Source organism: Vibrio chagasii (assembly GCF_024347355.1).
Classification (GTDB): Bacteria; Pseudomonadota; Gammaproteobacteria; order Enterobacterales; family Vibrionaceae; genus Vibrio; species Vibrio chagasii.
Map to the genome: position 1 here is coordinate 627,412 of NZ_AP025466.1, position 19,809 is coordinate 647,220.

Consider the following 19,809-nt stretch of genomic DNA (forward strand, 5'->3'; position numbering starts at 1 on the left):
ATTCTTGTTTGTTTTGCAAACTGGAATTGCAAATTGCAAATATCAACAAAAACGCTAGTGATTATGTTGTTATTAAAAACTTATTAAAGACAGATTAACCTTGAGTTAAATTACTCTTTTTCAATAGATTCAATAAGTTTAACATCCCTTTCAGCCTACCACTTTTCAATACCACACGCATAAAAAAACGCGAACATTGATCATCAATATTCGCGTTTATCTCAGTGCTGTTGCAGAGCGATTTAGGCTTTCAAGAAAGCAACACTCTGCTTATGGCGCTAGCAGCAGAAATTCTTACTTCTGAGGCGCAGGCTTCGAACGAGATCGAGACGGTTTGTTCGCCGAAGGTCTGTTTCCTGAAGGCTTATTCGATGACTTACCTGGGCCGTAGCTGCCACCGTATCCAGATTTCTTAGCATTACCCGTGTCGCCCACTTTACCCTGACTGTTTTGCGAGCCAGGCTTGCGTTGCGAACCAGGATTACTTTGTGAACCAGAGTGGCTTTGTGAATTAGAGTGGTTCGAAGCTGGCTTCTTACCTGTATTCCCGCGCTTGAAGTTGCTGCCATTGTTTCTTACTGACTTCTCTTCCCCCATAGCGGCTGGGTTGTTTTCAGCAGGCTTTCTACCCTGTGTCGGTTTGCGTTTTGGTGCAGACCCTGTGCCTGGTACATGGCGCTTGTTCTTACCTGCAGGCTTGTGACCGCGAGCATTATCGCCCGAACGTTGACCATCCGAGTGTTCACGTGGTTGTTTTGCTTTCTTCGGCTTCTTAGGTTTGATTGGACGTGTATCCAAACGCGACTCCGGAAGCTTGTTTACTGGCGAGAAACCTTCAAGTTCACGGCGCTCTAGCACTTGTTGAATTAGACGTTCAATACCGAACAGCTCACCAACTTCATCCGCACAAACCAATGAGATTGCTTTACCTACTTCACCCGCACGACCTGTACGACCAATACGGTGTACATAGTCTTCTGAAACGTGTGGAAGGTCGAAGTTAACCACTTGAGGCAGTTGTGGGATATCAATACCACGAGCCGCGATATCAGTTGCGACTAACACGCGTACCTTACCCGTTTTGAAGTTCTCTAGCGCTTTAGTACGAGCACCTTGGCTCTTGTTGCCATGAATAGGTGCAGCGGTAATGCCTTGCTCATCAAGGAAACGAGCCAGCTTATTAGCACCGTGCTTAGTTTTACTAAATACCAGCACCTGACGCCAATCATTGTCTTTGATAAGCTTCGCAAGCATTGGGCTCTTTTTCTTCTTATCTACTGGGTAGATACTCTGTTCAACCGTTTTCGCCGTCGAGTTTGCAGGGCTTACTGAGATTTCAACCGGGTTATTAACCAAGCCTTTCGCTAGGCTACGGATGTCATCAGAGAAGGTTGCAGAGAACAGTAGGTTCTGACGTTTCTTAGGTAAGAAAGCCAAGATCTTGCGAATATCGCGGATGAAACCCATGTCTAGCATACGGTCCGCTTCATCTAGGACTAGAATCTCAAGTTGATCGAAGCGCACAGCATTTTGGTTGTATAGATCAAGCAAGCGACCCGGTGTTGCCACCAGCACATCACTGCCTTTACGCAGTTTTTGCATCTGAGGGTTAATTTTTACGCCACCGAATACCACACTCGAAGTCAAAGGTAGATTGATACTGTACTTAACAACACTGCCATTCACTTGCGCAGCAAGCTCACGAGTCGGTGTTAACACAAGTGCACGAACTTGGTTCTGACGTACACGAGGGCCTTTTGATAGCAACTCAAGAATAGGTAGTGTGAAACCTGCAGTTTTACCTGTCCCTGTTTGAGCAGCGGCCATCACATCTTTGCCTGTTAGGACAGCTGGCACGGCTTTCTCTTGGATTGGTGATGGCTTATCGTAACCTTGTGCTTCAATAGCTTTAAGGATCGGTTCTGAAAGGCCAAGGGAGGTAAAACTCATAGATTATTTTCTCAGTTGAATAACATTTAGTATGAGCGACAAAGTACAAGAACGTGCCGCTGCAGCTTTTGCTGATCAAATCATTGATACGTAGCAAAGCGCGGTATTCTGAGGCTTTTCCCCACATTCAGCAACTAAATTCTAATCGCAACTGAGATTCTTTCTAGGTTATCTGACGCTTCTGCTCGTACATTTTTTCATCAGCGGCTTTCAACAGGCCATCGACATCATTAAAGCTGTCGTCATAAACGACCCACCCCACACTGATTCTGAGATAAAACGAGTGTGCTTCATAAACCACTGGCGTTTCGCATATCGCGCCTGTAGCTTTTGCGTAATGGTTGCCACGTGTTCCTCATCAATAATGCGTGGCAGCAGTACCAAAAACTCATCACCACCAATACGCGCAACAATATCTGAGGTGCGTAGCATACTCTTGATTCGTTTGGCGCACTCAATCAATACCTTGTCACCTGCCGCGTGACCATAAGTATCGTTAATCGCCTTAAAACCATCAAGGTCGATATTCACCACGGCGAAAGTCTTCGTTCGATGCTTCTGAACCGTTTTGAATGCTTGCTTGAGGCTATACATAAAGTAGCGTCGATTTGGCAACATGGTCAGTTCATCATGCATTGAACGGCTATCAGCAATACGATAAAGGCGATAGATCATGAAGTAAGCGCCCATAAGAATCAGCATCACCCCATACCCAATCAGCCTAACACTATGGATTCGATACCAAGGCACATCCATCAGTACGTGGTCATTACCCGATAACGCCAAATACCAACCTCCGTAAGGAAAGTTTACCTGTTCGGTAGTAAAGGCATTACTAAACACCTCTTGCGTCCCATAGAACACCTCACCATCTTTACCAGCACTGTTTGTACCGCGAATGGCTAAGTTATATTTGTTTTCAATTTTGCCAACACCTACATCTTCTAACAGTGCATCTAGGTCGATAACCGCGCTCGATACGCCCCAATAGTTTTGGTTAAAAGGAGGATCTCTAAAGATAGGGGTTCTTGTTATTAAGGCTTGCCCACCCTGGAACAAATCAAAAGGACCCGCAATAAAGGTGTTACCTATGTTGCGAGCAATCTCAACCGACTCCCATTGAATTGGATGGTCTCGATAGTCAATACCTAGGATTTGTTCGTTGCCTTCCAGTGGATAAACAAAATTAAGTACATCGTTCTCAGCGAGACCGATTAAGCGAATGTGGAAGCCATCTCGAATGATGTTCTGAGCAATCTGGTCCCAACCTTTTGGTCTCCATTAGGATTGATCGTCACAAGTGTTGAGAAGTTATTGAGAATATACATGTCAGACACGATCGTCGCTTCTATACGAGATCGGATAATAGATAGTTGCTTTTTGGCGACCGAATACGATTCATTTTTAAGAAAGGTCAATTGCTTGGCGTGAAAATGCTCAATTGCACTCACGACTACAAAGAAGAATAACAACGATAATACTTTGGCAGGCCACTGCTTGCTAAAACGACTTGGCATTCGAGAACCTCTAACACTATTGTTCTGTTTACTGCCTTTAATCGGCTCATTTCTGGCTTGTTTTTTCAGTATGCCGACAAGCGATTAAAAATCCACACTTTAAGTCTGGTCTACACTCATTATTGAGTCATTCATCACTCATAGCCAGTTAACTACACTGATTACTCAATCAAAAAACCTAAATGAGCCTTATAAAGCTTACATTGTATTGACCCAAACCTTACATTAAAGGATTCATCAGTGTTATTTTATACTCACGATTAATCAGCTTGGTACTTTACTCATATGAAGTTAAAAACTCTCACTCTGTGCACCTTATTATCAACTTCTGTTGCCATTGCGTTCCACGCACAAGCTTCCTCTGAAACAAACGGGGCGGTTGAAGTACAAGAGAACTATACCGCAACAAGCGTACCAACTGTTCAATCGCAAACTGAATCGCTCTACTCTCAAGAACAATATTTCAAACAATCAGCCGACTTGATTCGTCAGACCTATGAAAGCCAGCTTTACACGCTTCCGGCCTTTAAAGAGGGGCATTACGGACTGCGCATGTATCGTCAAACATTAGATGATAAATACGCAGCAGCGGTATGGAGCGATATGGCTCGCGTGGCGAGTAAGCTCAGCAGCCTGTCGAATGATGTTCACACCATGGAGCAAATCGTCCTTTATTCAGAGAAACGTGTTGCTTCTTACGTCGGTGATGACGATGAGCGCAGTGTACGACGTTACAATATCACCAAGCATATGCCCGAATATCTATATCTAGGCGTTGATCTTCTTGGCTCTATGGCACGTGCCAATGAATACGGTTTGGAACACAAGAACGATGCCAAGCTACGCGAAATCATTCGTCGCTATGACTTTTCTCGTTATGTAACCAATGAAGACATGGTGAAAGCGTGGGCAGCTCAGCTCGCTAATCAGGTTTATTGGCTGCGCCAACTGGGTGAGCAAGATGTGGTTGATGAGTTCGTCGAGACCTTTAAAAAAGCCTACCCTGACGACAAGGATAAGAAGCTCTCTAGCCAACAGTTTGGCAATAAGATTTACGGCATGACACACGTCATCTTCGGTGACTCTGAGTACTATCAACATCAGGTCAGCGAACAAGAACACCAATGGATCTACGATTACTTTAGAGAGAACATCGATACTATCCTGCTGCGTGCCAAAGAAGATGTTATTGCCGAGGTTGGCTTAACCTTCCTATTGGCAGGCCTTGAAGATGATCCAGTGGTAGAGAAGACTCGACTTGCTATCCAATCCTCGATTGATAAGAAGCGCGGTATGATCCCTTCAATCACCGGTGATTTTGATCTTGAATATGGAGAGCACCGCAACGTATTGGCAATCATGTTGCTTGACTGGCAACAAGTGAATGAAGCACCAACCTTTAAAGGGAACCCAAAGGTATTTAAAACGATTCCTTACGGGCTCGTTGAGAATAAATAGAACACTTAAGCCAGACGACAAAAAACCAAAAAGCCGCACACCTTTAAGGCATGCGGCTTTTTAATACCTGACACATATCAATAGCGCGGACAAAGCATAACGCTAAAACGCTCAGACAGCCTTGTTCATCACTATAGTGAAATCACCTTCGGTGTAACCCTCAATCAAAGAGACATCGTCACACTGCGTTTTACAGAAGCGATAAACGCCCTGGGGGTGATAACTCATCAAGGTATTGCTCGAAGGGTACTGGCTAGAGTTAAGAAGGTTAAATATGACGGTTTGATTTGCTAGGTCAAACATCCGAGTAATCATATTCGTCAGGTAATCAGAATCTCGACAAATGTAATTCAATGAACCGCTAGCGATAACCACGTCATGGGTTTCAAGAGGCATCTTGCTCATGTCACCTGCAATAAATTGGCATCGATCTTCTGTGTATTTTTGCTTGGCCGTTTTAAGGAAGCCAGAGTGCTGGTCAACACCTGTGTATGATTGGAGACGATAAATGCTGTCGAGTAGTTCAAACAGATCTCCGTAACCACACCCTAAATCCAAAACACTTTTTTTCTCGAAGTCTGTAGCGCGCGCGATCACTTCGAAGCGACACAACTGGCTCTCTTCGTTGGTCCAACCTAGAGACTTTGCTTTGTCCCCTTTCCAACGATGGGTTTGCTTTCGGTGATACCAATACACCTTAAAACGATCGCGCCAATGCATTACATGCAACTCAACCACATAGTCAGACTAGCTAGGCTTCAGAGTCGTTAGTAAGTAAGCCACCGATCTTGTAGCCAATTGCATAGCAAACCGCGGCAACGGTCACGAACCCCAGTGCAGAAAAGAAGTACGCTGCCGATGCTGCTACACCCGCGCCCCAGACAACACTAAATACCAAACCGAGATAAGCTTCTTTTGGCCACTGAGAGATAGGAAATTGTTCACCACCAGCAATAAGATAAACCATTGCAAATAAGCCAATGAAGGTGGTGATAAGACCAATGAGAACGCGCATGTTCATGGGAAGACCTTTGATTTATTGAATTTGGTTGCCACTATTGTTCATCGGTACCAAATATCGCTACTCGAAACCGCATACCACTAATCGCAACCTAATAATATTCAAGTATATAGGATAAAAGAGGCTTGCTCTATTACTCTTCAGAGTGAAGCTTCACTCACTATAACAGCACGAAAAACCTAGTCCTCATATCATTCGACTTTGTAACAGCCACAAAAAAGCGGAGACCTTCCTTACGTAAACTCCGTAAACAAGGTCTCCGCTTTGACTGAATCTAGAGGCTTTTGCTCAATCTAGATTAAAGCAGGATGAAGATACCCGCTAAACATGCACTCATTAGGTTTGCTAGCGTACCAGCAGCGACTGCTTTCAAACCTAGGTTCGCTACTTCTGCGCGACGCTCTGGCGCCATTACACCGATAGAACCCAGTTGAATCGCAATAGAGCCGATGTTAGCAAAGCCACACAATGCAAATGTCACAATCACTTGGCTGTGTTCAGACAGTAGCGCTTTGTTTTCAACGAAGTCGATGAAAGCAACAAACTCGTTCATTACGATCTTCTGACCAATGTAAGAACCCGCCATTAATACTTCATCACTCGGAATACCGATTAGCCATGCTAGTGGTGAGAATAGGTAACCGAAGATAGCTTGCAGCGTGATACCCGCAAAGCCGAACGTATCACCTAGGCTTTCTAAGCCAGTGTTTACCATGGCAATCACACTCACAAATGCAATCAACATCGTACCAACGGCTACCGCAACCTTCATACCGTTCATCGCGCCGCTAGCCAATGCATCAATTACGTTGCTTTGGTCAGCTTTATCTAGCTCAATGTGGTCATAGTCACTCGGTGTGCTACGTTCAGGAACGATGATCTTCGCCATTAACAAGCTACCCGGAGCCGCCATGAAGCTAGCAGCAATGAGGTATTTAAGTTCAACACCCAAGCCTGCATAACCACCAAGCACACTACCAGCTACCGATGCCATACCACCTGCCATTACAGCAAACAGTTCAGAACGAGTCATAGACTTTAAAAAAGGACGAATAAGAAGAGGAGACTCACCCTGAGAAAGGAAGATATTACCAGTCGCTACCAGAGATTCAGCTTTACTTGTGCCAAGCAGTTTTTGCACCGCTCCACCTAAGATTTGAATCACTTTCTGCATGATGCCTAAGTAATAAAGCGCAGAGATCAAAGCACTGAAGAAGATAATGATTGGAAGTACGCGAACCGCGAAAATGAAACCTTCAGTAGCAAGATCACCGAAAAGGAAAGCAATACCCGCGTCAGCAAAACCAAGTAGGCTAGAAACACCATTACTTAGACTTGTTAACGCTAACTGTCCCCATGGGAAATACAAAACTAAAGCTGCGAAGCCGATTTGAAGTAGTAGTGCACGAGTCACCGTTTTCCAGTTAATCGAAGAACGACTTTCAGATAGCAGGTACGCGCAAGCAATCAGTGCAATAACACCGACAAAACCAAATAGAATATTCATAATGTGTCCTAGTAATCCTTATAGAGTGAACATGAGCCAAGCGAATGACATCAAAGGAACAGGACAAAGAACCGCAAGCAAAACGCTACGCGATGAAGGGGCTAACAAAGTTAGCGGCTGTAACAACGAGTTGTTCATGTAAAAAATCACCTTATACAAGCAGTGGAACGTAGCTGGTCCGGTCCGTGGGGTCATTCACATATCCATGTGACGGCTTGTATTGGCTAAGCACCGGCTTAAAACCGGAAGAGAAGTATAAACAGATGATTGAGACTTTCATCACATTTTTTAACGCAAACGATCGCGCGGTCATAAAACATACAAAACGAACTAATTACCGCGATAATTCACTTTGTTAGTAATAAATAGGATAAGTACAAGTCACACTAAAACAAAAAGCCACAGAGTGTGGCTTTTTCAAAATATGATAGAAAACAAAAGTGATTAGTTTAGCAATGCACTTTTCACTTCAGTGTCTTGGAAGATTTCTTCGAAGCGCTGTTTATAGATAAGTTGCATCTCATTGATGATTGCACCGCCATCAGGCACATCATTCTCGCCTTGGAAGTTTTTGCTGAGTAGCTTTTCGCCCGCTTCATCGTAAATAATCACATTAACGTTGTACCAAGAATTGTCCGTGAACGCGTGGAAGTCATACTTCCATTCATTCAAGACGAACATCATTGATTTATTGTTGAACGCTTTCATCTGCTCAGCGACCTTGGTGATATCCTCTTCCGGTGTCGTTTCTACCGACTCAACAGCTACTTGCTGTTGTTTCAAACCTGCTACCAATCTGTCGCTTAAAAACTGAGACATGGGCTGCTGTGTCGCCGTGTTGTAGGTATAAGGGATACCTAATGAGCTACGAATAATGCCTTCGAACTTTGGCTCTTTGTCGTGATCAAGAACATAAGGGCGCTTGTCGATCACAGCGATAGTCAGTGCTTTTTCTTGCGGGACTTCGTTGAGTTGAGGCGCACTCTGCTCTGCGGTTAATACTGTTGCACAGCCAGAAAGCCCTAGGGATACTGCAGCGAGCAGCAAACTGACGAGTTTTTTCATTAGATTTACCTATTTTATTGTTTTGAATAGGCTGTTCTAACAAACATTGCCTCGCCCCGCAAACATTCATAAAATCAATAATTTATACAGTCTTTATTTCTATAAATTAGCTCACACATCAGGTCGAATTTATTGATTCATCAATCAATAAAACGCTAACTAACAAGCCCTTGTAAATGAGAGTTATGAAGTGAACAAAATATGTTCAACCCATGTAGCTCACCAAGTAAGCGCTTAGTTAATTCTGTGTGATTATTAGCAGTTTTCTGTGCTCTACCTCATTTACCGTGACTTCAAGATTCATCTTAAGTTTAGATGCGTATATACTTTATAGGTATCTCACCAAATAATATCTATAAAATACTAATAGAGCTGATCAGATATAACAGCCTTTGAGACTAAGAGAGGAAACACGTGAAGAAAATGGAAGCTCCGCACGATATGAACATTGGAGCTAAATTCAAAACAAATAGACACGGTTATGTGACAGTAGTTGAATATTATAATACTCATACTGTTATCGTTGCGTTTGAAAACACCGGAAATATTCGAGCTATCAGTGCGGCTAAATTACGTACAGGTCAACTAACTGATCGTTCGGTTGCTCCTGATTCAATTATGATTGGCGAACAGGTTGAATCGGTTAAACACGGAATATTAACCATTACTCAAGTTGAGTCTGAAAATATTGTTGTGTTAAAAAATGCTGACAATGAAGAAATTAGAATGCTATTGCCAGCAGTACAAAAAATGAAAGACAAAGTTGAAGATATTGATGAAGATAAACTTGAAGCATCAAAACCAACTTCTCTAAGCCAGTTAACTAAAAGAAGTAAAAAGACTAAAGACGTTAATAGCATGCTTAAGAAAATGCTTACTGATTACGGCAGATACGATTAATTCAATATTTGATCTTTGCTAAACCTTTCAAGATTCATATTCTAATATCCAAATAAAGATCCTCCTCCCTCTCTAAATAAAAGACGTTGCATATTCAAGTGAGAACTTAATTTGATCAAGATCCCACTCTGAATTTCTCGCGCAACTTAACGAGATCTGCGTCACAATATCATTTTGACTTTGTGACGCAAGTATTACTGAAATCTCGGTATTTCCATTAATATGCTCCCACACAATAAGAGAACGAAGTTTCTCAAACCTTAAAATCCAATCGAGACAAATATTATGAAAAAGATTCTTGTAGTTTGCGGTAACGGCCTTGGTACTTCTCTAATGATGGAAATGGCAGTGAAAGATGTGGCTAAGAAAATTGGTTTTGAAGCTGAAGTTGATCACGAAGATCTATCTTCTGCAGCATCAAGCACTGCGGATATCTGGGTTGCTGCAACTGACGTTGCGAATCAACTAAAAGAAGCTGGTAAAGAAAACATCATCAGTCTACAAAATATTTTTGACAAAGCATCAATCGAAGAACAACTAAAAACTTTCATGTAAGGTCAAAATTATGCAAAACTTTTTCGAGTTTATGCTTGGCTTATTAAAAGAGCCAGCAATCATGGTGGGTTTAATTGCTTTCATTGGCTTGGTTGCACAGAAAGCAGATATTTCTACCATTCTTAAAGGCACAATTAAAACCGTAATGGGTTTCCTAATTTTAGGTTTTGGTGCTGGTGCCTTAGTTGGTGCTCTAAATAACTTCTCAGTAGTATTTACTGAAGCATTCGGCGTAAGTGGTGTTATTCCAAATAACGAAGCAATTGTGGCGTTAGCACAAGAAGCATTCGGTTATGAAATGGCTCTAATTATGTTCTTCGCATTCGTTGTGAATATTTTATTGGCTCGTTTAACACCTCTAAAATATATTTTCTTAACGGGTCACCACACAATGTTCATGTCTATGCTGGTTGCAGTTATCCTGTCTACAGCGAACATTCAGGGCACGGCTTTAGTCGCAATTGGTTCGATCATTGTGGGTTCACTGATGGTCATCATGCCTGCACTTGCTCAGAAATACACAGAGAAAGTAATGGGTACCGATCAACTAGCGATGGGTCACTTCTCAACATTCTCATACCTGGTATCTGGTTTCATTGGTAGCAAGTTTGGTGACACGTCGAAAACAACTGAAGACATCAATGTGCCTAAGAGCCTAATGTTCCTACGTGACACGCCTGTCGCAGTAGCAACAACCATGGCAATCTTCTTCATGTTTGCTTCGATTGTCGCTGGCGGTGAGTTCGTAGAAACCGTTTCAAATGGTCAAAACTGGGTTGTGTTCACATTCATGCAGTCTCTTGTGTTTGCCGGCGGTGTTTACATCGTACTGCAAGGTGTGAAGATGTTGATTGCTGAAATCGTTCCTGCATTTAAAGGTATCTCAGACAAGCTAGTACCGGGTGCAAAACCGGCTCTAGACTGCCCTATGGTATTCCCTGTAGCACCAAACGCGGTACTTATTGGCTTCCTTTGTTCTTTCGCTGCTGGCCTACTAGCAATGGCAGTACAAGGCGCACTTGGCTGGACAATTATTGTAGCGGGCGTTGTTCCTCACTTCTTCGTAGGTGGTGCAGCGGGCGTTTACGGTAACGCAACTGGCGGTCTACGTGGTGCGATTCTAGGTTCATTCACTCAAGGCCTATGTATCTCTTTCTTGCCTATGCTACTGCTTCCTGTTCTTGGCGGACTTGGCCTAGAAGCAACAACATTTGCTGACTTCGACTTCGGTGTGGTTGGTCTGATTCTAGGGTGGATTGTTTCATGAGTTTATTCGATTTAGTCGGTAACCAAGGCGTTATCATCAACTCTGAAGAAAACCTAACGGTTGATGCTGCGATTGATGTGACATGTTCAACACTGCTAGCGAGCAACAAGATTGAAGCAAGCTACGTTGAAGCCATCAAACAAAAGCACAAGGACATTGGCGCGTACTATGTTCTAGCTCCAAAGATTGCAATGCCTCATGCTCGCCCTGAAGACGGCGTAAACGAAGCATCACTACAGGTGACAATATTCAAAAAAGGTGTTGATTTAGAGTCGGAAGATAACGGTGACGTTTACCTTTCCATCACTCTGGCGGCAATGGATTCAGATAGCCATATCCATACCATCATGGCGCTATCTGAGCTGTTCCAAAATGATGATGACATTGATGCCATTATCGCTGCAGAAACAGAGCAAGAGATCATCGAGATCTTAAAGCGATACTAACCTCGCTACAGTGCTCCTGAGCGAATAAGCCCCCAAATAAAAAGCGATAGCCTCGGCTATCGCTTTTCTGTCTCTGTTTAGTCGATGTCCGTTGATCATCAAACTCGATTGATTGTACTTACCGTTTACTGAACGCTTAGTTTAATCATCTTAAAATCATAAAGACCGTCGTTAGCGGCTCTTTCCTTGAACAACAACTCTCCGTTATAAAACGTAAAAGCGAGAAGATCGCGCTCATATTCATAAATATAAGCAACCGATCCATCACTGTTGATGACCTGATCAGGCTGACCTAATCGATCAGTCACATCTTCAATGTTCGTTTGTCGATCGACTAGTTGTTCCAAACCGGCTTCATCGTAGCCACCTTCATCCATACAACCTGATAAGGCGGCAACCAAAGCTAGCAGTATGATTTTCGTTCTCAACAGCCTATTCCTTTAATGGTTTTTACAACCATATCAGTAGCCTTGCTCAATCACTGTAAGTTATCGTAAGCGCCATGAATAAAATGAGAAGGGATTGAAACGACTCCAAGATCCTCACGTTTCGTAAATCGGGTAAGCCCACTTATCAGTCGATAGCTCAAAACAATACTGAGCGTGCTTCTTCAAACACTCAAACACTTCACGGTCGAGCTTATGGTTCTCAACATGCTCAGTCAAAATCGCCATCGCCTCTTCCAGTGTCATTCCCTTTCGATACGGACGAGACTGTGTCAATGCTTGGAACACGTCGACAACCGCTACAATTCGACTGGGCTGATCCAGTTCTTCTGCTGTTTTACCCATTGGATAACCAGAACCGTCTAGCCTTTCATGATGATTCGACGCCCACTCACAAATCTGAGGTGAACTGAACAACTCTTGTAGTGCGAACCTTGTATCCGTTGCATGGCGCTTAATACAGCAATACTCCTCATCAGTGAGTAAGTCTGGTTTGTGGAGGATATCACTTGGCGTTTGCAGCTTACCGATATCATGTACTAACCCTGCTAAATAGAGCTTACGCTGCGTTGTATATGAGTAACCCAGTTGCTTAGCTAAATACTCTGAAAGCTGCCCCACCTTCAACGAATGCTTAAAGGTAAACGAGCTCTTGGTATCCACCACATTGGCAATAAACTCTGCAAAAGCGACCGTTTCATCCAACGACATCTGTTGAGAAAAGAAAGGCACGGGCTCAAAGTTATCCCTCATGTTTTCAATGTAAGGGATCTCCATCGAGAACCAGAAATCATCCAAGTCGACAAGCTCACACATATGTTGCACAAGGTTGGTTTCGAACATCTCGTCCGCTTGTTCAGTCAAACGTTCGATAATGCTCGCTTTTCCATCTGGGGTGAGGTTGCCATAGCGATCGGAAGAGGTGATGCCATAGAGATAGTCAACCCTATCGGCAAGCATGACAATCGCGGCCAGTTCTTTCTCTAATTCACTAATAGGTAACGCTTTAAGCTCCACCCAAGGAGTATGATGGTAAAGCACTGGTTTAGAGAATATCGAAAGTACGGGACACTCTTTTAATATTTGATAGCCTTTCTGACAATGGTGGTGGGTGGAGTCAGGAACAAAACCTGAGACCAAACTGAGCTGTTCATCAACTTGGGATACACCACAATCGTGAATGAGCCCCAACGAGAACGCAAGCTGTGCTTGTTCCTCTTCCCAGCCCACACTAAGGGCACAGCGGTAAGCGATATAACCGACTCGTTGCCCATGATTTTTGCTTTCAAAACCTACGTTATCAAGCGCCTTAGCTATACCGAATAGAGCCTTTCTAAGGTCTACGGTTACGTCTTGGCAGTGTTGATTCATTACTTAAGCCTAGAATTTTTATTGTTCTTATATATTTAGGCTGCCAATACTAATGCATAGTTAATGTTTATATACACAACTAATGTAAGGTTTAATGAGTTTCGTGATAGATCTAACGTATCACGGAAAAATCGTGCTACAAATGGTTGCATATTAAAAAACAGGCGACATTATGTTTTGCCGACTAAGATCCATCCAACTGAACCGTCAAAAAAAGGAAATGCATGTTTAAAACAGTTATCGATGACGAATTGTCCATTGCTTTGGTTGAAGAACGTTTCGCCTCTCACTACGCGGAAATCTCACAAAGTCAAAATGAGTATTTAAGTCAGTGGCTTGCATGGCCGCCACATTGTAAAACCGAACAAGATTTTAGGCTCTTCGTGCAGCGCTCATTACACGATTACGCAGAAGGTAAAAGCATGACCTGTGCCATCGTGTACCAAGACAACATCGTTGGTAACTGTAGTTTCAATACCATTGATCATGATATGCAAAAAGTAACGATAGGTTATTGGCTGTCTGAACCATACCAAGGAAGGGGAATTGTAACGCGTGTAGTTAAAAAGCTGATTGATATAGCTTTCAATGAGTTAGATATAGAGAAAGTTGAAATATCTGCCGCCGTTGAGAACCAAAGCAGCCGCAAGGTTTGTGAGCGCTTACAATTCAATTTAGAAGGCATCATTACACGTAGCGAGAACTTGAACGGTCGTATCGTTGACCACGCAATCTATGGTCTTCACCGTTCAAAACAGTAGCCGTTTCCGGTTAAAAAAAACCACGGTTTGAACTAATCGGTGTCAGTTCAAACCATGGCTTTTGTTTTTCCTAAACGAGTGTAGATTCAATAAAGATAAATAACGGTTAAGCCGCCTTAGCAATTACAATCGTAAATTTAGCCCCACCATGACTGCTACCATCGATCTTGATACTCCAACCTAACTTCTTAGCCGCAGAGTTGGCAATGGCAAGCCCCAATCCAAAACCACCGGTTGAAGCGCTTCTGCTTGAGTCTAATCGAGAAAATGGAACAAAGACTTCATCACGACGCTCCTCTGGAATACCAGGCCCATTGTCCTCAACGACTACTAACCAGCTTTCTGAGTTTTCATCTAAAGTCAGCCAAACGTGGTCTTTAGTATAGTTGCCAGCATTCTTAAGGATGTTATCAAACACTAAGCGAGCCATGGAGCAATCACACTTTATCGTGCTGTCTTGATTCACCTTTGATTCAAAGGTCACATTGTCCAACTCAGAATATCGAATCCGGTCTAAACAATATTCAAGTAAGCTCGCTCTTACTTTCACCAACTCGAAGAAGGAATTGTCCATAACATTCAACTTCGAGAGCATAATGATCTCTGATGTGAGTTCGTTGATATCGTCGACATAGGTATCGATATCATCGAAAAGTGCTTGATGCTGCTCAGGCGCTCCTCGTCTCAGTATGTCAGTCGCTAACTGTATTCGGCTCAACGGCGTGCGAACTTCATGGGGAATGGCTTGAGCAAATATATGGCTCTCTTTCACCTTACTTTCTATCTCTTCAGCCATGCAATTAAAACTGCTAGCCAACTCGGAAACAGGATGAATATATTCAGTCTCAGAACGCGTACTCAGTTTACCTTTACCAAACTGTTTCTGCTTCTCAACTAACGACTCAATCCTCTCTTGAAAGCCCCTAACCGGTAAGTAAACACTAGCTCCAATCGCAATGATGACCGCGAGCAGAAGTCCAAGTAAAAAATGCCGCTCTGAATCCTCATACCATTCAATTTCAGGAGAAAAGAAATCCCCGACTTCACAAAATGCAAAGCTAAACTTGGAATTCGGCAGTTGGTACACAGCCGAGTACAAATTGTTTTCGCTGAGGTAAATAGGCACACCGTTTAAGATGGTATGCAACTCACATCGTTGACAAGGAGGTTCTCCCGACCAATTCTCTAACAGGCGTAAATTGAAAATAAAAAACTGTTGGTGACCTGTTCTATCGAGTTCCTTGTAGAGCGAATCTTCTTTGTCGCGATGCAGGATATACTGTTCAACAAAGTACAACCCATCATTGAGAAAAGTCTCAATCTCTGTTCTTCGCATATGTCCTTCACCAAGGTGTAGGAACAAAAAGATTGTCGTCGACATCCCTGTAACAATACCAAGGTAGAGCCGAGCAAACATCGAAACAGAGCGAAGCCTCTCTTTAATAAATTTAAGCAACCAGCATGTACCCCTTATTACGTACCGTGCGTATTAACTGTTTGTCTTTTGCGTGAACGCGCAGCTTTCGGCGTAAACCTGATACACGCATATCAATCGAACGATCGTTAAACGCGTAATCTATTCCTCGAAATAGCTGGCAACATTGGTCACGGGTAACGACTTGGCAAACATTCTTAACAAGAAGGTTCAAAATCTCAAACTCTGCGGATGTGAGTTTCAAGTTTTGTCCGTATAAAGTGGCACTTTGGGCTGCGCTATTGATGACGATCTCACACTGGTTTTCTGACACCGTTTCCACCGTTGTTGTAACCGGCGTTGCACGTCTCAACAGAGCTTCGATTCGGGCCAGCAATGCATGCCCTCGTATCGGCTTAGCCACATAATCATCAGCACCGAACTTAAATAAGCTTACTTCACTCATTTCATCTGCAGAGGCAGTCAGCACTAAGATCATTCCATTGTAAAACTCACGAGCCTCTCGGCAGATTTGTGCGCCACTCATACCTGGTAGCATAAGGTCCAATAGCACTAAATCAGGTTCAATACTTCGGATAGCTTCAAGTGCCAAGTTTCCCTCATGAACGACGCTCACTTCATACCCTTCTGCTTCTAGGTAGAGTGTGGTTAAGCGAGCGATCTCTTGGTCATCTTCGACAATGAGTACTTTGGTTTTCGACATATCTATCACCAGTATTTATTAAAAGCGTGGGCAGTATATATACTGGTCATATATCATCAATATTGTTATTAGAGTCAACACTTTACCGTACGCAAAACATAGTAATCATATTTGTACATCTACGTTTACAAAATCAGACACCAGGTCGTCTGTAAGCTCCGATTTATATAGGCTCCGCAAAATGACACCGATTGCATTTAATGACGTATCCCATCCTAATCGCTTACACTTGCTTTATTTTCTTACCCACACTTACATTAAAATTGTTTACAAAAAACAATCAAATCAACCATCTTTCAACCTGTTACACCTCAGTTTATAAAACCAAGGAATAAACTCCATTTAGATAAAAAAACCAGAAAGTTCGACTGACCACTAAAGGAAACCGATTACCTGCATCACTCATCAGCACTTTCCTTTTTCTCTCCCCCATTCCTTCCTATAAAGTCATTACCACTTCAAGTAACATTCACAAAATCAATAGATCGCTTTGTAATTTGTCATTTAATCACTCCTTAGAGGGACCCTCTTAAAATGAATAAACCGCTTCCATTGTTACTGGCTACGTCTGCTTTATTTTCAGCACAATTATTTGCTGATACTGATAAGCAAGAAACGATAAAAAAGATTCAATCTCAGGTGAGTTCTTGGATTGATATTCAGGTCGCTCCGCAAAGCAGCATTATTCAAAAAATGGTCTTTGATTGTGAGTTCTACAGTGCAACGCCTTATATCAAGTCTCCAGATGGCAGTGAAAGCAGTTCAGGCTCATACCGTTTCTACTCACAAAAAGGGGGATTAGGTACCGTTACTGAACCGTTTACGACTCAGCCACTGCCTGAATTAACCATGTGCTTAAAAGAAGACTTCACCCTAGCGAATCAAGACCAAGCGCAACTCCTATTTGAAGCTATCGAAACGGTCTATCCAAATCATTCTATGTTTGATGAGAACTTCCCTAAGGAAATCATAAAGAAACCAAATGGATGGCATTTTATTGATGGTGAAATCTTCGATGATAAAAAAGGCTATATCATCGAGACAACTCCGCAAGGGAAAGTGACCAAGATCATCCGCTCATTAAACCTATAAACACACCTTTCTCAATAATATGGAGAGGGTTTGATTTGTATTAATAAGTCACCGAAGTAGGCTGCCTGCTCGGTGGCATCCAACTAAAACTTCCTCACGTAGAGTCCAGCATGATGACAAGTTATCAATCTTTCGAGTACCTAAAGTGTCCTATTTGGATATATGACATCGATAACAAAAGAATCACATGGGCAAACCAAAGTGCTCTTCCTTTGTGGGAGGCGGAATCTTTGTTTGAACTGACGTCACGCGACTTTAGTGTCGAGATGTCAAAGGCAATAGAGGCGACTCTCGAAGAGTATCAAAGACAATTTCTACGTGGTGAAAGCATCAAAACATGGTGGAACTTCGCCCCCAAATACATAGCCAAGCGCGCACTATGCCAGTTTTCTGGTATCCCTTTACCTGATGCTCGAACGGGCATGTTAGTTCAATTTGTTGCCGAAGAAGGCAGTCTTAAGCAGGATCTCGCTTTCTCAGACGGAGCGAACCTTTCTCTACTATTTGACCGCTCAGGTAAGATAGTAAGTACTAACTCCGCGTTTAACCAAAACTATGGTTCACCATTTACCACCCTCTCCGATTTTCTTTCCAGCGAAGAAACTGCAGCCCATTGGCTATTTTCAGCACGAACAGGGCAAGAGATCCTAGAAGAAGTGAGCTGTACCATAGGTGACAAAACCCATCACTTTGACGTTCAAGGTAAGTGGCTGTTCGACAAGAGTGAGCTACTGTTAGACCTAACCTGTACCACCAAGCAAAAAGAAAAGCTGATAAAAGCTAGGTACAACGCGGAGCACGATTGCTTAACAGAGCTTCATAACCGCAGAGGGATCACCAACTTACTACAAACCAGTATTGCCTACCGCTCTCCTTTTGAGTTGATGTTTGTTGACCTTGATGGCTTTAAGCTCGTCAATGACACCTATGGGCATAGCGTGGGAGACCAGCTACTAAAACAAGTCGGTGAGCGCCTAAAACAACTAGTTGATGAAACCTGCATGATTGGTCGCTTTGGTGGCGATGAGTTCATCGTGATTGCTCACGCATGTCGAAACCAAAACATCCCACTGCTTTGCACACGCATTATTGATGCATTAAACCGAAGTTTTCACATCAGTGGTATTGGTACTCTGTCTGTGGGTTGCAGCATAGGTACTGCAAACTTTCCAGATAATGCCATAGACCAAGAGTCATTACTCAAACAAGCGGGCATGGCAATGCATATGGCAAAAGCTAACGGACGTAACCGCTTCCAAACTTTCACCCCTAGCTTAGCTCGTGCACTTCATCGAAAAGTAGAAATTCGCCATCGTTTAGCTCGCGCTCTAGAGAATGAAGATCTTGCACTGCACTACCAACCAATCATGAATACCAACAGTGATAAAGTGAAAGGGTTTGAAGCACTGCTACGCTGGTCAGATAAAGATTTAGGAGACATTAGACCTGACGAGTTTATCGCTCTAGCAGAAGAAACAGGTCAGATTGTTCCGCTTGGAAAGTGGGTGCTCAACTCCGCACTTAAGCAGCTATCCATTTGGCACAGAAAATTTGATAACCAGCTAATGATGAGTATCAATATCTCCAGTATTCAAATGCATGCAACCTTTGCAGACCAACTATCTGCAATGCTCAACTTCTACAATATCCAGCCTCAGAGTATCGCCCTTGAGATCACTGAGTCATCCATGATTTTCAAACATGGTGAAGTTAGACAAGCGTTGTGCGACATTGCCAAGTTGGGTGTGGAGCTGCATCTGGATGATTTTGGTACTGGTTACTCTTCTCTATCTATGTTGCATGACCTACCTATTAGTACCGTTAAGCTTGATAAAAGTTTTGTGCACGGGTCACACAAAGGCAGCAAAGCCATTGTTCAAGCAACCCAAGCTATCTGTGACAAGTTAGGGCTAAAAGTGGTCGCGGAAGGTGTTGAGACAGAAACGCAGAAGGACTTCTTGGTCGACTGTGGTTACCAATATCTACAGGGGTTCTTATTTAGTAAACCAATCCCTTCAAATGAAGTCGAAAGCAAATTTTTATTCCTTCGATAAGTCAATGTTACTCACTTGAAATGGCAAGTAAACAATAGTGACGAGTATCGGCTCAAGCATCGTGTATTTGGCCTAACAACCTGCTTGAACATGCGAGCTATTCACACTCATCTGCAGTATGCTTCTCACTCATAAAATCTCGACTTTGTCTCAATACTTCAGTTAGTTACCCGCTTTTTATGTCAATTTTTGTTCAGCTCAAATGTAACCTTTTGGCGACTCATATTTGAGCTTCGATATTTTGTAGACTGATTTCGTCCA

General features: G+C 42.9%; 17 protein-coding genes and 1 pseudogene. 8 read left to right on the forward strand and 10 right to left on the reverse strand.

The annotated features are described in order from the left end of the window. Positions 1-294: 294 nt before the first annotated feature. Positions 295-1,950: a DEAD/DEAH box helicase gene (locus tag OCV52_RS18765; protein ID WP_137407051.1), complete on the reverse strand. Its 1,656-nt coding sequence runs from the start codon at positions 1,948-1,950 to the stop codon at positions 295-297. Positions 1,951-2,113: 163 nt separating this feature from the next. Further along, positions 2,114-3,467, reverse strand: a pseudogene (locus OCV52_RS18770) (diguanylate cyclase domain-containing protein). Positions 3,468-3,752: 285 nt separating this feature from the next. Between OCV52_RS18770 and OCV52_RS18775 the strand changes: the two are divergent. Next, complete coding sequence (locus OCV52_RS18775; protein WP_137407050.1) at positions 3,753-4,925, forward strand: DUF3541 domain-containing protein; 1,173 nt, start codon at positions 3,753-3,755, stop codon at positions 4,923-4,925. A 111-nt stretch (positions 4,926-5,036) separates the two neighbouring features. Here OCV52_RS18775 and OCV52_RS18780 read toward each other — a convergent pair whose 3' ends face one another. The 4 genes from OCV52_RS18780 to OCV52_RS18795 form a co-directional block, all read right to left on the reverse strand. Then, positions 5,037-5,645 carry a class I SAM-dependent methyltransferase gene (locus OCV52_RS18780; RefSeq protein ID WP_137407049.1) on the reverse strand — a complete coding sequence of 203 codons (609 nt, stop codon included), beginning with the start codon at positions 5,643-5,645 and terminating at the stop codon, positions 5,037-5,039. Between the two features lie 31 nt (positions 5,646-5,676). Beyond that, complete coding sequence (locus OCV52_RS18785; protein WP_137407048.1) at positions 5,677-5,946, reverse strand: hypothetical protein; 270 nt, start codon at positions 5,944-5,946, stop codon at positions 5,677-5,679. A gap of 298 nt (positions 5,947-6,244) precedes the next feature. Beyond that, positions 6,245-7,453 (reverse strand): NupC/NupG family nucleoside CNT transporter, encoded by a 1,209-nt coding sequence (locus OCV52_RS18790; RefSeq protein ID WP_102422942.1) that lies wholly within the window; start codon positions 7,451-7,453, stop codon positions 6,245-6,247. Positions 7,454-7,897: 444 nt separating this feature from the next. Continuing rightward, positions 7,898-8,518 carry a YajG family lipoprotein gene (locus tag OCV52_RS18795; RefSeq protein WP_137407047.1) on the reverse strand — a complete coding sequence of 207 codons (621 nt, stop codon included), beginning with the start codon at positions 8,516-8,518 and terminating at the stop codon, positions 7,898-7,900. 423 nt (positions 8,519-8,941) lie between these two features. Here OCV52_RS18795 and OCV52_RS18800 point away from each other — a divergent pair, with 423 nt between their 5' ends. From OCV52_RS18800 to OCV52_RS18815, 4 genes are all read left to right on the forward strand, one after another. After that, positions 8,942-9,418 (forward strand): hypothetical protein, encoded by a 477-nt coding sequence (locus tag OCV52_RS18800; RefSeq protein WP_137407099.1) that lies wholly within the window; start codon positions 8,942-8,944, stop codon positions 9,416-9,418. A 285-nt stretch (positions 9,419-9,703) separates the two neighbouring features. After that, entirely contained in the window at positions 9,704-9,973 is a 270-nt protein-coding gene (locus OCV52_RS18805) for a PTS sugar transporter subunit IIB (RefSeq protein WP_004740070.1), read from the forward strand. A 10-nt stretch (positions 9,974-9,983) separates the two neighbouring features. After that, complete coding sequence (locus OCV52_RS18810) at positions 9,984-11,240, forward strand: PTS ascorbate transporter subunit IIC (protein ID WP_004740069.1); 1,257 nt, start codon at positions 9,984-9,986, stop codon at positions 11,238-11,240. Further along, positions 11,237-11,686, forward strand: a complete 450-nt coding sequence (locus OCV52_RS18815) for a PTS sugar transporter subunit IIA (RefSeq protein ID WP_170222428.1) — start codon at positions 11,237-11,239, stop codon at positions 11,684-11,686. Before OCV52_RS18810 ends, OCV52_RS18815 begins: the two co-directional genes overlap by 4 nt. A gap of 125 nt (positions 11,687-11,811) precedes the next feature. Here the strand turns inward: OCV52_RS18815 and OCV52_RS18820 are convergent, their stop codons facing one another. Both OCV52_RS18820 and OCV52_RS18825 read right to left on the reverse strand, forming a co-directional pair. Beyond that, complete coding sequence (locus OCV52_RS18820; protein WP_233090489.1) at positions 11,812-12,114, reverse strand: hypothetical protein; 303 nt, start codon at positions 12,112-12,114, stop codon at positions 11,812-11,814. Positions 12,115-12,228: 114 nt separating this feature from the next. Next, complete coding sequence (locus OCV52_RS18825; protein ID WP_137407044.1) at positions 12,229-13,503, reverse strand: HD-GYP domain-containing protein; 1,275 nt, start codon at positions 13,501-13,503, stop codon at positions 12,229-12,231. Between the two features lie 224 nt (positions 13,504-13,727). Between OCV52_RS18825 and OCV52_RS18830 the strand changes: the two genes are divergently transcribed. Next, the gene (locus OCV52_RS18830) at positions 13,728-14,264 is read left to right on the forward strand and encodes a GNAT family N-acetyltransferase (RefSeq protein ID WP_137407043.1); all 537 of its coding nucleotides are present in this window, start codon (positions 13,728-13,730) and stop codon (positions 14,262-14,264) included. Positions 14,265-14,370: 106 nt separating this feature from the next. Here OCV52_RS18830 and OCV52_RS18835 read toward each other — a convergent pair whose 3' ends face one another. Together OCV52_RS18835 and OCV52_RS18840 are read right to left on the reverse strand one after the other, a co-directional pair. Next, entirely contained in the window at positions 14,371-15,720 is a 1,350-nt protein-coding gene (locus tag OCV52_RS18835; RefSeq protein WP_137407042.1) for a sensor histidine kinase, read from the reverse strand. Continuing rightward, positions 15,713-16,402 carry a response regulator transcription factor gene (locus OCV52_RS18840; protein WP_008217338.1) on the reverse strand — a complete coding sequence of 230 codons (690 nt, stop codon included), beginning with the start codon at positions 16,400-16,402 and terminating at the stop codon, positions 15,713-15,715. Before OCV52_RS18840 ends, OCV52_RS18835 begins: the two co-directional genes overlap by 8 nt. 534 nt (positions 16,403-16,936) lie before the next feature. On the opposite strand from OCV52_RS18840, the gene OCV52_RS18845 reads away from it, so the two are divergent. Next, positions 16,937-17,494, forward strand: a complete 558-nt coding sequence (locus tag OCV52_RS18845) for a hypothetical protein (protein WP_137407041.1) — start codon at positions 16,937-16,939, stop codon at positions 17,492-17,494. 110 nt (positions 17,495-17,604) lie between these two features. Continuing rightward, positions 17,605-19,548: a putative bifunctional diguanylate cyclase/phosphodiesterase gene (locus OCV52_RS18850; RefSeq protein ID WP_137407040.1), complete on the forward strand. Its 1,944-nt coding sequence runs from the start codon at positions 17,605-17,607 to the stop codon at positions 19,546-19,548. Positions 19,549-19,809: the final 261 nt, after the last annotated feature.

Bases quoted from the DNA above. Each gene is read 5' to 3' on its own strand.
- OCV52_RS18765 (WP_137407051.1), bottom strand. From the start codon at position 1,950: ATGAGTTTTACCTCCCTTGGCCTTTCAGAACCGATCCTTAAAGCTATT.
- OCV52_RS18840 (WP_008217338.1), bottom strand. From the start codon at position 16,402: ATGTCGAAAACCAAAGTACTCATTGTCGAAGATGACCAAGAGATCGCT.
- OCV52_RS18780 (WP_137407049.1), bottom strand. From the start codon at position 5,645: ATGCATTGGCGCGATCGTTTTAAGGTGTATTGGTATCACCGAAAGCAA.
- OCV52_RS18825 (WP_137407044.1), bottom strand. From the start codon at position 13,503: ATGAATCAACACTGCCAAGACGTAACCGTAGACCTTAGAAAGGCTCTA.
- OCV52_RS18830 (WP_137407043.1), top strand. From the start codon at position 13,728: ATGTTTAAAACAGTTATCGATGACGAATTGTCCATTGCTTTGGTTGAA.
- OCV52_RS18800 (WP_137407099.1), top strand. From the start codon at position 8,942: ATGGAAGCTCCGCACGATATGAACATTGGAGCTAAATTCAAAACAAAT.
- OCV52_RS18775 (WP_137407050.1), top strand. From the start codon at position 3,753: ATGAAGTTAAAAACTCTCACTCTGTGCACCTTATTATCAACTTCTGTT.
- OCV52_RS18805 (WP_004740070.1), top strand. From the start codon at position 9,704: ATGAAAAAGATTCTTGTAGTTTGCGGTAACGGCCTTGGTACTTCTCTA.
- OCV52_RS18845 (WP_137407041.1), top strand. From the start codon at position 16,937: ATGAATAAACCGCTTCCATTGTTACTGGCTACGTCTGCTTTATTTTCA.
- OCV52_RS18815 (WP_170222428.1), top strand. From the start codon at position 11,237: ATGAGTTTATTCGATTTAGTCGGTAACCAAGGCGTTATCATCAACTCT.
- OCV52_RS18790 (WP_102422942.1), bottom strand. From the start codon at position 7,453: ATGAATATTCTATTTGGTTTTGTCGGTGTTATTGCACTGATTGCTTGC.
- OCV52_RS18850 (WP_137407040.1), top strand. From the start codon at position 17,605: ATGATGACAAGTTATCAATCTTTCGAGTACCTAAAGTGTCCTATTTGG.
- OCV52_RS18795 (WP_137407047.1), bottom strand. From the start codon at position 8,518: ATGAAAAAACTCGTCAGTTTGCTGCTCGCTGCAGTATCCCTAGGGCTT.
- OCV52_RS18785 (WP_137407048.1), bottom strand. From the start codon at position 5,946: ATGAACATGCGCGTTCTCATTGGTCTTATCACCACCTTCATTGGCTTA.
- OCV52_RS18810 (WP_004740069.1), top strand. From the start codon at position 9,984: ATGCAAAACTTTTTCGAGTTTATGCTTGGCTTATTAAAAGAGCCAGCA.